The following is a 13398-nucleotide window of genomic DNA, read 5'->3' as shown; positions in this document are numbered from 1 at the left end:
TACATACTGTATTTCGTTCATCGAACGCTTAAAATTGCCCGGCAGACTCTGCTGCCGGGCAAACCGTCAAATAGAAGTTCGACGGTAGTCGCGATATTCCGCCTGCCAGAAATTATCGTCAATCGCCTGTTGCAGCGCTTCGGCGGACGTTTTCACAGCCACGCCTTGCTGCTGGGCCATTTTACCCACGGCAAAAGCAATCGCACGGGAAACTGTCTGAATGTCTTTCAGTTCCGGTAACACCAGTCCTTCGCCGTTCAGCACCAGCGGTGAATACTGCGCCAGTGTTTCACTGGCCGACATCAGCATTTCATCGGTAATGCGCGATGCGCCGGAAGCAATAACACCCAGCCCGATACCCGGGAAAATATAGGCGTTATTACACTGAGCAATCGGGAAGACTTTTTCCTTCCACACTACCGGCGCGAACGGACTACCGGTCGCAACCAGCGCGTTACCTTCGGTCCAGGCGATAATATCCTGTGGCGTAGCTTCCACGCGTGAAGTTGGGTTAGACAGCGGCATGACGATGGGACGCGAACAATGCTTGTGCATTTCGCGGATGATCTCTTCGGTAAACAGGCCGGTCTGTCCGGAAACACCAATCAGGATATCCGGCTTAACGTTACGCACCACGTCGAGTAACGACAGCACATCCTCTTGCGTATCCCAGTGCTGCAGATTTTCGCGTTTTTGCACCAGTTTGGTCTGGAAGGAGAGCAGGTTCGGCATTTTGTCGGTTAACAGGCCGAAGCGATCGACCATAAACACGCGCTGACGCGCCGCTTCCTCGCTTAAACCTTCACGCTGGATTTGCGCGATGATCTGCTCGGCAATCCCGCAACCAGCTGAGCCCGCTCCCAGGAACACGATATTCTGTTCACTTAACTGGCTACCCGCCGCGCGGCTGGCGGCAATGAGCGTACCAACGGTAACCGCTGCGGTGCCCTGAATATCGTCGTTAAACGAGCAAATTTCATCGCGATAGCGGTTCAACAACGGCATCGCATTTTTCTGCGCGAAGTCTTCGAACTGCAGCAGCACGTCCGGCCAACGATGCTTCACAGCCTGGATGAATTCATCGACAAATTCGTAGTATTCATCATCAGTGATACGCGGATTACGCCAGCCCATATACAGCGGATCGTTCAGCAGTTGCTGATTGTTGGTACCGACGTCCAGGACGACCGGCAGGGTGTAGGCCGGACTAATTCCGCCACACGCGGTATACAGCGACAGCTTACCGATCGGAATACCCATCCCGCCGATCCCCTGGTCGCCAAGGCCCAGAATACGTTCACCGTCGGTGACGACGATAACTTTGATATTGTGGTTAGGTACGTTCTGCAGGATATCGTCCATATTGTGGCGGTTCTGATAAGAGATAAACACACCGCGCGCGCGACGGTAGATCTCAGAGAAACGCTCACAGGCAGCACCTACCGTTGGGGTATAGATAACCGGCATCATCTCATCAAGGTGATTATGCACCAGTCGGTAAAACAGTGTTTCGTTGGTGTCCTGAATGTTACGCAGGTAAATATGCTTGTCGATTTCGGTTTTGAATCCCTGATATTGGATCCAGGCGCGTTCAGCCTGTTCTTCAATCGTCTCGACCACTTCCGGCAGTAACCCCAGCAGGTTGAAGTTACGGCGTTCTTCCACACTGAAAGCGCTCCCTTTATTCAGTAAAGGGAATTCCAGCAGTACCGGGCCAGCGTAGGGGATGTAAAGGGAACGCAGTTTTTTAGTTTCGTTTTCCATGTCACTCACTCTTTTTTGAATAACCGTCCCTGGCGTTCTTTATGATCGTATGTGGCCTGTCCGCCAGGGAAACGGGCGAAGTATAAAGCATTGTGAATGGGGTATGGGGTTTTATAAGCAAAAACACCACTGCGGTTGCAATGGTGTTTATCTCGTTATTCAGTCAGACCTGCGAAAGACTATTTGCCGTCAGCGCGGCGTTTTCTTCCGGTAGGATTGTTGACCACACTGGTTTTGTCACCTTCGGTCACGACTTTACGTTGGTTTGAGATTTTGTGGTCCAGTCCAAGAATATGACGGGCCTGACGGTTCGATTTCATTCTAACTCCTTAATCCTGTTTCTGGTTTCAAGGGCGAGCCCGTATAACAACGGACGAAATACAACCTGATAGAAAGCCGATGTTTAAAATAACGGCTTTCAGGATGGTCGGTCATTTTGTCTGAAAGGTCAATGCTTAAGCGGTAAATGCAGAACTATCCCGGATGGATCATGCATTTTCTCAGGCGTCCTATACTTGTAACTTCAACGACAACACAGGAGAACGGTAATGACTATCCATAAGAAGGGTCAGGCACACTGGGAAGGCGACATTAAACGCGGTAAAGGTACCGTATCGACCGAAAGTGGCGTGCTGAATCAGCAACCGTATGGGTTTAATACGCGGTTCGAAGGGGTAAAAGGCACCAATCCTGAAGAGTTGATTGGCGCGGCCCATGCCGCCTGCTTCTCAATGGCGCTTTCGTTAATGCTGGGCGATGCGGGCTTTACGCCAGACGCCATTGATACCACTGCCGATGTTTCTCTGGATAAGGTGGATGCGGGATTTGCGATAACCAAAGTAGCGCTGCACAGTGAGGTAAGCGTTCCGGGGATAGACGCCGCCACGTTTGACGGCATCATCCAGAAAGCGAAGGCCGGCTGTCCAGTTTCGCAGGTACTGAACGCGGAAATTACACTGGATTATCAGCTGAAGTCTTAATCGTGGCGTGCCGGATGCGACTACGTCTTATCCGGCACCCGATGATGTTATTGCGCCACCCAGCCGCCATCCATATTCCACGCAACGCCTCGTACCTGCGCCGCACCGTCTGAACATAAAAACAACGCGAGTTCCCCTAACTGCTCCGGCGTGACGAATTCGCGCGACGGTTGCTTTTCCGCCAGCAGGGCGTCACGTGCGACGTCAGGCGCAGCGCCTTCGGCAATACGTTTATCAATCTGCTGCTGGACCAACGGTGTGAGCACCCAACCGGGGCATAGCGCATTGCAGGTGATGCCGGTCTGCGCGGTTTCCAGCGCAATGGTCTTGGTTAATCCCACCACGCCGTGCTTGGCTGCCACGTACGCGGATTTCTCTTTAGAAGCCACCAGGCCGTGAACCGAGGCGATATTAATGATGCGTCCCCAGTTCCGTGCGCGCATGCCTGGCAGCGCCAGTCGCGTAGTGTGAAAAACGGATGAGAGGTTAATAGCAATAATTGCGTTCCATTTTTCAACCGGGAAGGTTTCTACCGGAGACACATGCTGGATCCCGGCGTTGTTGACCAGGATATCCACACCGCCAAATTCGCTTGCGGCATAGCGCATCATGTCAGCAATTTGCGCTTCATCGCTCAGGTCCGCGCCGTGGTAGCCTGGCGTTTTGCCATACTGCGCCACGGCGTCTTTGGCAGCTTCGACATCACCAAACCCGTTGAGGATCAACGAAGCGCCCGCTTGTGCCAGCACCTGAGCGATGCCTAATCCAATACCGCTGGTCGAGCCGGTAACCAGGGCGGTTTTTCCCGTTAAGTTCATGATGATTCTCCTTAAACAATTCCGGTGGTGTAGAAGACGCCGATAACAAACAGCACGGCCAGGCTTTTGATCACGGTGATGGCGAAAATCCCGCCGTACGCCTGACGATGGCTGAGGCCGGTAATAGCCAGCAGGGTAATGACCGCGCCGTTGTGCGGCAGGGTATCCATGCCGCCACTGGCCATTGACGCCACGCGGTGGAAGACTTCGAGTGGAATATTGGCGGCATGGGCAGCGGCAATAAAAGTGTCAGACATGGCGGCGAGGGCAATACTCATTCCGCCAGACGCCGAGCCGGTGATCCCGGCCAGCGTGGTGATGCTGATGGCTTCGTTAAGAAGCGGGTCGGGGATCGCCGCCAGCGCTTTTGACAACACAAGGAAACCCGGCAGGGCAGCGATCACCGCACCAAAACCATACTCCGACGCGGTGTTCATCGCCGCGAGGATCGCGCCGCCAACCGCCGTTCTACTGCCTTCCGCCAGGCGACCTTTAATGTTGCGATAGCCGAACAGCACCACCAGCAGGATCCCTGAAATCAGCGCCGCTTCCACCGCCCAGATAGCGGTAATTTTACCGACTTCGGTGGTAATCGGTTTGGCAAGGCCTGGCAGTTCCAGTTGATGTGTTGCGCCATACCACTGTGGGATCCAGCGGGTAAACAGCAGGTTAAATACCCCAACCAGAATCAGCGGAGAGATAGCGATTATCGGGTTCGGCAGGTTAATGTTATCCGGCGTTTCCGGCTCGTTTAACAGTTCAGTGCCATAGCCTTCATTCTTTGCCTGCGCTTTACGACGCTGACGTTCGAGATAAACCAGACCGACGAAAATAATAAACAGCGAGCCTATCAGCCCCAGCCACGGCGCGGCCCAGGCGTTAGTCCCAAAGAAGCTGGTCGGAATAATATTCTGGATCTGCGGCGTGCCCGGCAAGGCGTCCATCGTGAAGGAAAACGCGCCCAGCGCAACGGTGGCCGGGATCAGGCGCTTAGGGATATTACTCTGGCGGAACAGCTCCGCCGCAAAGGGATACACCGCAAACGCCACGACGAACAGCGATACCCCGCCGTAGGTTAACAGTGCGCACACCAGCACGATCACCGGGATGGCGTGACGCCGCCCGAGAATATTGATGGCGGCGGCAACAATAGAGCGGGAAAAACCAGACAACTCGATTAACTTGCCAAACACCGCACCCAGCAAAAATACCGGGAAGTAAAGCTTCACAAAACCGACCATTTTTTCCATAAACAGGCCGGTGAAGGCAGGGCCGACGGCGCTGGGTTCAGTAAGCAATACAGCACCTAATGCTGCGATGGGGGCAAACAGGATGACGCTGTATCCGCGATAGGCTGCAAGCATCAGCAGGCCCAGCGCTGCCAGGGCGATTAATACACTCATCATGACTCCTCAATATCATTGTTATAGTGGGGTACAGAAAGAGAAGTTACGGTTTCAGGGCAAAGCGCAGCTGGTGCTCTCTGCGTTGCTGGATGTACTTCTTGCGCGAATCATCCCAGCGATAAAATCCCTGGCCGCTGCGCAAACCGGTTTCACCATTGGCGACCTTGTCAGCGACCAGCGACATCATGTCGCTACCGGTGGCGAGCGTGGGTAACAGATGCTGACAAATGTCCTGTACCGTAGAAAGACCGGTCATATCAGCCGCCTCCAGCGGACCAACCATGGCATAGCGTCGTCCGAGCGAGGCACGCATTACCTGATCCACCACCTCCGCGCTGGCGATACCGCTTTTAACGATATGCAACGCTTCACGTAGCAGGGCGAATTGCAGACGGTTGCCGACAAACCCTGGCGCGGCGCGATCGAGCACGACCGCTTCCAGTTGCATCGACAGCAGTAGTTGTTGTAATTCATGGAGATATTCCGCCTTCGTTGCCGTCCCCGGCACAATTTCAACCAGCGGAATAAAGTGCGGCGGGTTCCAGAAATGGGCAATCAGCAACCGCTCAGGATAGGCAAGCTTTTCTGCCAGGGCATCGGGTGGCAGTCCGCTGGTATTACTGGCGATCACCGCCTCCGGTGCGATCAGCTCTTCCAGTTGCGCATACAGCGCATGTTTAAGTTCGAGGCGTTCCGGGATGGCTTCAATCAGCAATCCGCACGCGGCAATATCCTGTAGCGACGTCGTACCGTGTAGACGGTTCATAACCGATGCTTTTTCGCTTAGAGCAAATTGTTCAGTAGCAATAAGCTCATCCACAATACCGCTGGCAATAAGGCTAATTTCCGCAATTCGGCTGCTATCGGTGTCGTACAACCAGATATCGTGACCAAAGCGGGCAAAGTGGGTGGCGATGCCGACGCCCATTAAACCCGCGCCCAGTACGCAAATTTGCTTATTTTTCATGAGATCCCCCCGGACGCTCTACTGCCAGCGCGACACCCTGACCACCGCCTACGCACAGTGTGGCCAACCCTTTGGCGGCGTTGCTGCGGGCCATTTCATGCAGCAGGGTCACCAGAATCCGGCACCCGGAGGCACCAATCGGATGACCCAGCGCGATCGCGCCGCCATTGACGTTAACTTTGCTGCTATCCCAGTTCAGTGATTCGCCAACCGCCAGCGCTTGTGCGGCAAACGCTTCGTTGGCTTCAATGAGATCAACATCGTTCAGCGCCCAGCCTGCCCGTTGCAGACACTGAAGTGACGCTTCTACTGGCCCAATACCCATAATGGCCGGATCGACGCCGGAGACCGCGTAGCCCGCAACCCGTCCCAGAACCGGCAAATTGAGTTCTGCGGCTTTGGCGGCGCTCATTAGCATCACCGCCGCGGCGCCATCATTGATTGAAGAAGCATTCCCGGCGGTCACCGTGCCGTTTCCTGGCCGAAACGCTGGCTTCAGCTGCGCCAGCTTATCAGCCTGAGTATCCGGGCGCGGTTGTTCGTCACGGTCCACTACACGCGGCGTTTTTTTCCCCTGCGGAACGCTGACCGGGGTAATCTCCGCACTAAAACGACCGGCTTCAATCGCGGCAGCTGCTTTTTGCTGGGAATGCAGAGCAAATGCGTCCTGTTGCTCACGACTGATAGCGAACTTATCTGCCAGATTCTCCGCGGTAATGCCCATGTGATAGTCGTTGAAGGCGTCCCATAAACCGTCATGCACTACGCTGTCTTTCAGGCTGGCATGACCCAGGCGCAGACCGGCCCGCGCGCCATCGAGGAAATAGGGCGCATTGCTCATGCTCTCCTGCCCACCGGCAATCACAATTTGCGCATCACCGCAGCGAATCGCCTGTACCGCCTGATGCACCGCCTTCAGGCCCGAGCCGCACACCAGATTAATGGTTAGCGCTGGCGTAGTGACCGGTAAGCCCGCGCGTAACGCCGTCTGTCTGGCCGGATTTTGACCACTGCCCGTCGTGAGCACCTGACCCAAAATCACTTCATCAATTTGCTCAGGCGCCACGGCCGTTTTTTCCAGCAGGGAACGGATGACCACCGAACCGAGTTCAACCGCCGAAAGCGGCGCCAGCGCGCCATGAAAACTGCCAATCGGGGTGCGCGTTGCCGCGACAATAACAACATCCTGCATGGTCAGCTCCTCAGTTAAATTGCATCTCGGGGACATTTTCAGGAACGATCAGCTTGCCGGCGGTTCTGGCGACGATGTCATCCACGCTGATACCCGGGGCGCGTTCACGCAGAATGAACGCCCCATCGGCAATCTCCAGCAGCGCCAGATCGGTAAGTACGCGTTTGATGCAGGCCACGCCAGTCAGCGGCAGGGTGCAGGCGGGAAGCAATTTTGACTCACCGTTTTTGGAGGCATGGGTCATCACCACGATGATGTTGTCGGCTCCAGCCACCAGGTCCATTGCGCCGCCCATGCCTTTCACCATTTTTCCGGGGATCATCCACGAGGCGATATTGCCGTTTACATCGACTTCAAACGCGCCGAGCACCGTCAGGTCAACGTGGCCGCCGCGGATCATCGCGAAGGATTGCGCCGAGTCGAAAATCGCTGCGCCTTTGCGCGCCGTCACGGTCTGTTTTCCGGCGTTGATCATGTCCGCATCAATTTCGTCTTCTGTGGGAAACGGCCCCATACCCAGCAAACCGTTTTCCGATTGCAGCATCACGTCCATACCATCGGGGATGTAGTTCGCTACCAGAGTGGGAATACCAATCCCAAGATTGACGTAATAACCGTCGCGCAGCTCACGGGCGACACGCATTGCCATTTGTTCACGCGTTAACATGGTCAGGCTCCTTTCTGGCGCAGGGTGCGTTGTTCAATACGTTTTTCAAATTGCCCCTGAATAATGCGGTTAACAAAAATTCCGGGAGTATGAATCGCAGCGGGATCCAACTCGCCAGGGGGGACAATCTCTTCAACTTCCACCACGGTAACGCGCCCGGCAGCGGCCATCAGCGGATTAAAATTCTGTGCGGTATGGCGATAGATAACATTGCCGTACCAGTCGGCTTTCCAGCCTTTGACCAGCGCAAAGTCTCCGGTTATAGCCTGTTCTAAAATGTACGGACGTCCGGCAAACTCGCGCACCTCTTTTCCTTCGGCCACGGGGGTCCCGTATCCGGTCGCGGTGAAGAAAGCGGGGATCCCCGCGCCGCCAGCGCGCAACTGCTCCGCCAGCGTGCCTTGCGGCGTCAGGATGGCTTCCAGTTCGCCGCTAAGCACCTGCTTTTCAAACAGCGCGTTTTCACCCACATAGGATGCAACCACTTTGCGCACCTGACGCGTTTCCAGCAGTACGCCGAGGCCAAAACCGTCCACGCCGCAGTTGTTTGACACCACGGTAAGACCCTGAACCTCCCGACGACGTACTTCGGCAATCAGATTTTCAGGGATGCCACATAAGCCAAAACCGCCCGCCAGCAGCGTCATGTTGTCGGTCAGTCCTTCCAGCGCCTCTTGATACGTGGCGACCCGTTTATCCAGTCCAGCCATATACTTGCCCCTCCTGTTGTCCTTGCCGACATCATTGGGGGAGAAAAATGATTTGTTAATTTTAAATTTGTGACTCACTCATTGGGTTTTTTTATCAATTTAATGTTAATTAAAGGTATTCAACAGGTTAAAGGAATGCGAAATGGGAATGAGCATCAAACAGTTACGCGCGTTTTTAGCGGTAGCTCACACTCTGAATTTTGCTCATGCCAGTGAAAGACTGAATATGTCGCAACCCGCATTAAGTCTGGCGATTAAAGGACTGGAGGATTCGTTAGGTGGGGCTTTACTGTTGAGAACCACCCGCAAGGTGACCCTGACACAGGAAGGGGAAACGTTGCTGAACATGGGGCGACAGTTGCTCGCGGACTGGGAGAACACGGAAGAGGCAATGCGCCAGCGATTCACGCTGCAACGCGGTAAAATCTCTATTGCCGCCATGCCTTCATTTGCTGCTAACGTCCTGCCGTCAGTACTGAAGACGTTTCGTGATTCCTATTCCGGTATCAACGTAACGGTTCACGATGTGATCAACGAACAAGTCATTGAGATGGTGAGTGAAGGGCGGGTGGAGATGGGCATTGCCTTCGAACCAGACTATTCCGGACATCTGCATTTCACCCCGCTTGGTGTGGATCGTTTTATCGCGATTGTCCCGCCAACATGCCGACTGGCAGGGCGGGATCGTATTGCGTGGCGTGAACTGCTGACGCTGGATTTCATCACTCTGCAACGACCTTCCGCTGTGCGTCTGATGCTGGAAGAACAGTTGGTGCAAAGCGGGCATTCGCTGGAGGTGGCGCTGGAGAGCCATCAACTGGTGACCATTGGCCGGCTGGTGGCTAAGGGCCTGGGCGGCAGCGCGGTACCCGCGCTGTGCCGTACGCAAATGACTGAATTAGGCGCAACCTGTATCGATCTGGACACGCCGGTGATCCAGCGTCGGATCGGCGTTCTGCGTTCGGCACATCATAAGTTATCTACCGCCTCAGAAGTGCTGGTGGATACCCTGAAAAAGGCGTATTGCGCCTGATTTTCCGCCGCGTTCAGCTCACGTTAACCGCCCGCCAGCAGCGAACCTCACATCCTGATTCGCTGGACAGCAAGATCTGTTTATTCTCACAGCCACGGATCGCCAACGGACATCTGTCACGAAAAAAACAGCCCTCAGGCAGCGTTCGGTTCCCCGGTAGTTCGGTTTTCCGTAACACTAAATCCTCCGCCAGCGGTGCTCCCGTTTTAGGGACGGAGTCCAGTAATAATCGCGTGTAGGGATGGGCAGGATGAGTAAGAACCTGCTGCGTTTCTCCCAGTTCAACAATTTGCCCAAGGTACATCACCGCCACGCGATCGCTCATATGGCGAACCACCGACACATTATGCGATATCAGCACATAGGTCAGATTTCTGCGTGCCTGCAATGACACCAGCAGGTTAAGAATTTGCGCCTGCACGGAGATATCCAGCGCCGAAGTGGGTTCATCCAGTACAATCACGTCCGGCTCTGACGACAACGCCCGGGCAATGGCAATACGCTGACGCTGCCCGCCGGAGAACGCATGCGGCAGACGGTCGAGATATTCAGGGCGGATCCCTACCTGTTGCGCCAAATCTTCGGCAAGAATGCGGCGTTCACGCTCGGAGCTTCGCTTCTGGATCCACACCGGTTCGGTGATAATTCGCCACACCGGTAAGCGCGGATCAAGCGATGAAAGCGGGTCCTGAAAGACCATCTGCATACCATTGTGCTGCTTGCCATCGCGGCGAGAGTAGTTTCCCTGACTGGGTTGCAGCATCCCCATCAGCAGTTGCGCCAGCGTACTTTTTCCGCAGCCGGATTCACCGACAATCCCCAGCGTTTCTCCCTGTCGAATCTGTAAATCCAGACCGTTGAGCGCATGCACCCGTTCGGTAACCTTGCCGAGCCAGTTTTTACGCGCGGGAAAGCTGACATGAACATCCTGCAAGGCCAGTAAAAATTCAGACATGTGTTGTCTCCAGTTGCGGATACCAGCAGGCCGATTGTTGATCCGCGCCTCCCTGACTGCTTAATGCAGGCGTCTCGTCACAGCGAGGACCGGCGGCAAAACAGCGTTCGCGAAATGCGCATCCGCTCGGTAAGCGGGTTAAATTCGGTACGGTGCCGGGAATGGCAGGCAGCAATGCGCGCGGTTCACCGTGTTCCGGCGCACATTTCAGCAAGCCGATGGAATAGGGATGCGTGGGATGCTGAATAACGGTTGGTGTTGGGCCGCTCTCAATCACGCTTCCGGCATACATGACGTATAACCGGTCGCACAATTGTGACACCACCGCCATATCATGGCTGATAAATAGTACGGCTGTCCCGCTGGCGCGCGCTTTTAGCTTCAATAAACGCAGCACCTGTAGCTGTACCGTGACGTCGAGCGCGGTGGTCGGTTCATCGGCAATGATAAGCCCCGGCTCGCAGGAAAAGGCCAGCGCAATCATCACCCGCTGGCGCATACCGCCGGAAAGCTCAAACGGGAAACGTTTCATCACGTCCGCCGCGTCCGGAATTTGCATCTCTTCCAGCAAAGCGATGGCTTTCTGGCGAGCATCCGTGCGGCTTAGCGCCTGGTGATGGCGGATAACTTCCACCATCTGCTGGCCGATACGTCGCGTGGGATTAAGCGCGGTCATGGGCTCCTGGAAGATCATGGCGACGCGTGCGCCACGCCATTGGCGCATCTGCTTTTCGCTGGCGTTGAGCACATCTTCACCCAGCAGCGAAACGCGTCCCTGGTGAATATGATAACTGCCCTCCGGCAGCAGCCGCATGGTAAGCATCGCCGTCACGGACTTGCCGGAACCGGATTCACCGACCACGCCGACAATTTCTCCACGGTTGATATGCAGCGAAACATGATTCAGCGCATGCACGTCAGCTTTATAGCCGGGGAAACTCAGATGCAAATCCTCAATTTCCAGTACGGGTTGTGTCATGACTGTTTTCCTCCGGCTTTCGGATCCAGCAGGTCGCGAATACCATCGCCAAAAAGATTAAAGCCCACGGCGGTAATCAGAATTGCGGCGCCGGGAAAAGCGCAATACCACCACTGATCAAGCACGTAGTTGCGGCCTATCGCCACCATCGCTCCCCATTCCGCGCTGGGCTGCTGTGCGCCCAGACCAATAAACCCGAGCGTGGCGGCCATCAGGATCGCGCTGCCGATATCCAGCGACGCCTGCACAATCAGCGGCGGTAAAGAGTTACGTAAAATGTGCCAGCTAATCAGGTGCCAGCGAGAAGCGCCGTAGGTCCGCGCAGCCTGGACATAGGTAAACTGACGCACCACTAACGTTTGGCCGCGGGCGAGGCGCACATAAAAAGGAATACGTACGATGGCAATCGCCAGCATGGCGTTAAACAGGCTGGGTCCCAGCGCAGCGGCCAGCGCCATTGTCAGTACCAGCGAAGGGATGGACAGCATGATGTCCATTATTCGCATGATAATTGCATCGGCGCGTCCCCCCATGACGCCAGACAGACAACCCAGCAGCGAACCCAATCCGCCGGCAATTCCCACCACCACCAGACCAGCGACGACCGACTGCTGGCTTCCGACCAGAACACGGCTGAACAGATCGCGGCCCACTTCATCGGTACCAAACCAATGGGACGCAGACGGTGGCAGCAGGCGCGCACTTAAATTGATGGCATTAGGATCGTAAGGCGTAATCCACGGTGACAGCACCATCAGCAACAGTATCAGTACAATGATGACCCCGCCTATCAGCGTCAGCGGGCTGCTTTTCATCATCCACAACAATTTCGCCCAGTCCGTACGACGACGAGCAGTCTGTGGGGCGGTCGGCGTTTCTTGAGTGAGCATCATTCAGCACCTCCGCGTCCAATACGTGGGTCAATCCACAGGTAGAGTAAATCAACCGCAAGGTTGACCAGCACATAAGCGAAAGAGACCACTACGGCAAATCCCATCACCGCCGGGAAGTCGAGCGCCTGAATCGACGTTACCACCCAGGCGCCCATTCCCGGCCAGGCGAAGACCGTTTCGGTCAGTACCGCACCGTAGAGCAGATCGCCCAATGCCAGGCCGAGCACGGTTATTGATGGAATAAGCGCATTCGGCAACGCGTAACACAACACGATGTACCAGCCCGGTAGTCCGCTGGCGCGCGCGGTACGAATGTAATCTTCACTCAGTTGCTCCAGCATGGCGGAGCGAATCTGGCGGGCAACGATCCCTAAGTGCACAAAAGCCAGCGTCAGTGACGGCAGGATCAGGTGCTGGAGCGCATTGAAAAAGACTTCGCCATTGCCTTCCAGCAGGGCATCAATCAGGTAGAACCCGGTGACATGAGCCGGTGGATCCAGCCAGTCGTCTAACCGTCCACCACCGGGCAAAATTTGCAGATGACCATAAAACAGCACGATAACCCCCAGCCCCAGCCAGAATGCAGGCGTGGAGATGCCGGTAATCGCCATCAGGCGAACGAGGTGATCAAGCCAACGGTTGCGCCAGACTGCAGATAAAATACCTAACGGAATACCGATCACCAGCGCCAGCAACAAAGAGCAGAAAGCCAGCTCCAGGGTGGCGGGAAAGAAGATACGCAGTTCATCCAGTACCGGGCGTCCGGTGCGAATAGAGGTGCCTAAGTCGCCCTGAAAGATATCGCTCACATAGCGAAAGAACTGCACATACAGCGGTTGGTTCAGCCCCAGCTGTTGGCGAATATTTTCAACAATTTCATCGCTGGCGCGATCGCCCGCCAGCAACCGCGCGGGGTCGCCTGGGATCAGGTGCGAAATAATAAAGGTGATCACGCAAACACCGATAACCACCAGAATAAGTCCCCAGCATCGCTGGCGTAAAATGCTCCAGAACGTCATTAGCTTCCCCTTGCG

General features: G+C 55.3%; 14 protein-coding genes. 2 read left to right on the top strand and 12 right to left on the bottom strand.

Annotated features, from left to right (window positions below; genetic code table 11):
• Window positions 1-66: 66 nt before the first annotated feature.
• Both maeA and sra read right to left on the bottom strand, forming a co-directional pair.
• A complete protein-coding gene (gene maeA / locus JSN25_RS16040) occupies window positions 67-1764 on the bottom strand; it encodes a malate dehydrogenase (RefSeq protein WP_038640630.1) in 1698 nt (565 codons plus the stop codon).
• 179 nt (window positions 1765-1943) lie between these two features.
• Window positions 1944-2084: a stationary-phase-induced ribosome-associated protein gene (sra, locus tag JSN25_RS16035; RefSeq protein ID WP_038640628.1), complete on the bottom strand. Its 141-nt coding sequence runs from the start codon at window positions 2082-2084 to the stop codon at window positions 1944-1946.
• Between the two features lie 228 nt (window positions 2085-2312).
• Between sra and JSN25_RS16030 the strand changes: the two genes are divergently transcribed.
• Window positions 2313-2744: an OsmC family protein gene (locus tag JSN25_RS16030; protein WP_085048199.1), complete on the top strand. Its 432-nt coding sequence runs from the start codon at window positions 2313-2315 to the stop codon at window positions 2742-2744.
• Window positions 2745-2791: 47 nt separating this feature from the next.
• On the opposite strand, the gene JSN25_RS16025 is transcribed toward JSN25_RS16030, so the two are convergent.
• The 6 genes from JSN25_RS16025 to JSN25_RS16000 are packed head-to-tail and all read right to left on the bottom strand — an operon-like array spanning window position 2792 to window position 8504.
• On the bottom strand, window positions 2792-3562 hold the full coding sequence (locus JSN25_RS16025; RefSeq protein ID WP_085048200.1) for a 3-hydroxybutyrate dehydrogenase: 771 nt from the start codon (window positions 3560-3562) through the stop codon (window positions 2792-2794).
• Window positions 3563-3573: 11 nt separating this feature from the next.
• Complete coding sequence (locus JSN25_RS16020) at window positions 3574-4968, bottom strand: GntP family permease (RefSeq protein WP_199951110.1); 1395 nt, start codon at window positions 4966-4968, stop codon at window positions 3574-3576.
• 43 nt (window positions 4969-5011) lie between these two features.
• On the bottom strand, window positions 5012-5935 hold the full coding sequence (locus JSN25_RS16015) for a 3-hydroxyacyl-CoA dehydrogenase family protein (protein ID WP_204525126.1): 924 nt from the start codon (window positions 5933-5935) through the stop codon (window positions 5012-5014).
• A complete protein-coding gene (locus JSN25_RS16010; protein WP_204525125.1) occupies window positions 5925-7127 on the bottom strand; it encodes an acetyl-CoA C-acetyltransferase in 1203 nt (400 codons plus the stop codon). The genes JSN25_RS16015 and JSN25_RS16010 overlap by 11 nt, the downstream gene beginning before the upstream one ends.
• A 10-nt stretch (window positions 7128-7137) precedes the next feature.
• Window positions 7138-7794: a CoA transferase subunit B gene (locus JSN25_RS16005; protein WP_038640615.1), complete on the bottom strand. Its 657-nt coding sequence runs from the start codon at window positions 7792-7794 to the stop codon at window positions 7138-7140.
• 2 nt (window positions 7795-7796) lie between these two features.
• Window positions 7797-8504, bottom strand: coding sequence for a CoA transferase subunit A (locus tag JSN25_RS16000; RefSeq protein WP_038640613.1), 708 nt, complete (start codon window positions 8502-8504; stop codon window positions 7797-7799).
• A 142-nt stretch (window positions 8505-8646) separates the two neighbouring features.
• Here JSN25_RS16000 and JSN25_RS15995 point away from each other — a divergent pair, with 142 nt between their 5' ends.
• Window positions 8647-9537, top strand: coding sequence for a LysR family transcriptional regulator (locus tag JSN25_RS15995; protein WP_038640611.1), 891 nt, complete (start codon window positions 8647-8649; stop codon window positions 9535-9537).
• Window positions 9538-9550: 13 nt separating this feature from the next.
• Here the strand turns inward: JSN25_RS15995 and JSN25_RS15990 are convergent, their stop codons facing one another.
• Genes JSN25_RS15990 through JSN25_RS15975 form a run of 4 tightly spaced genes read right to left on the bottom strand, consistent with a single transcriptional unit; the run spans window position 9551 to window position 13383 of the window.
• Entirely contained in the window at window positions 9551-10492 is a 942-nt protein-coding gene (locus JSN25_RS15990) for an ABC transporter ATP-binding protein (protein WP_038640609.1), read from the bottom strand.
• Window positions 10485-11471: an ABC transporter ATP-binding protein gene (locus tag JSN25_RS15985; RefSeq protein WP_199952073.1), complete on the bottom strand. Its 987-nt coding sequence runs from the start codon at window positions 11469-11471 to the stop codon at window positions 10485-10487. Before JSN25_RS15985 ends, JSN25_RS15990 begins: the two co-directional genes overlap by 8 nt.
• Entirely contained in the window at window positions 11468-12364 is an 897-nt protein-coding gene (ddpC, locus tag JSN25_RS15980) for a D,D-dipeptide ABC transporter permease (protein WP_038640605.1), read from the bottom strand. The genes JSN25_RS15985 and ddpC overlap by 4 nt, the downstream gene beginning before the upstream one ends.
• Window positions 12361-13383, bottom strand: a complete 1023-nt coding sequence (locus JSN25_RS15975; protein WP_038640603.1) for an ABC transporter permease — start codon at window positions 13381-13383, stop codon at window positions 12361-12363. Before JSN25_RS15975 ends, ddpC begins: the two co-directional genes overlap by 4 nt.
• Between the last annotated feature and the right edge of the window lie 15 nt (window positions 13384-13398).

Origin of the sequence: Citrobacter cronae (assembly GCF_016893685.1) — a bacterium.
Taxonomy (GTDB): domain Bacteria; phylum Pseudomonadota; class Gammaproteobacteria; order Enterobacterales; family Enterobacteriaceae; genus Citrobacter; species Citrobacter werkmanii.
Note: the sequence above shows the minus strand (reverse complement) of the source record. Positions and strands in the feature narration are given on the sequence as shown.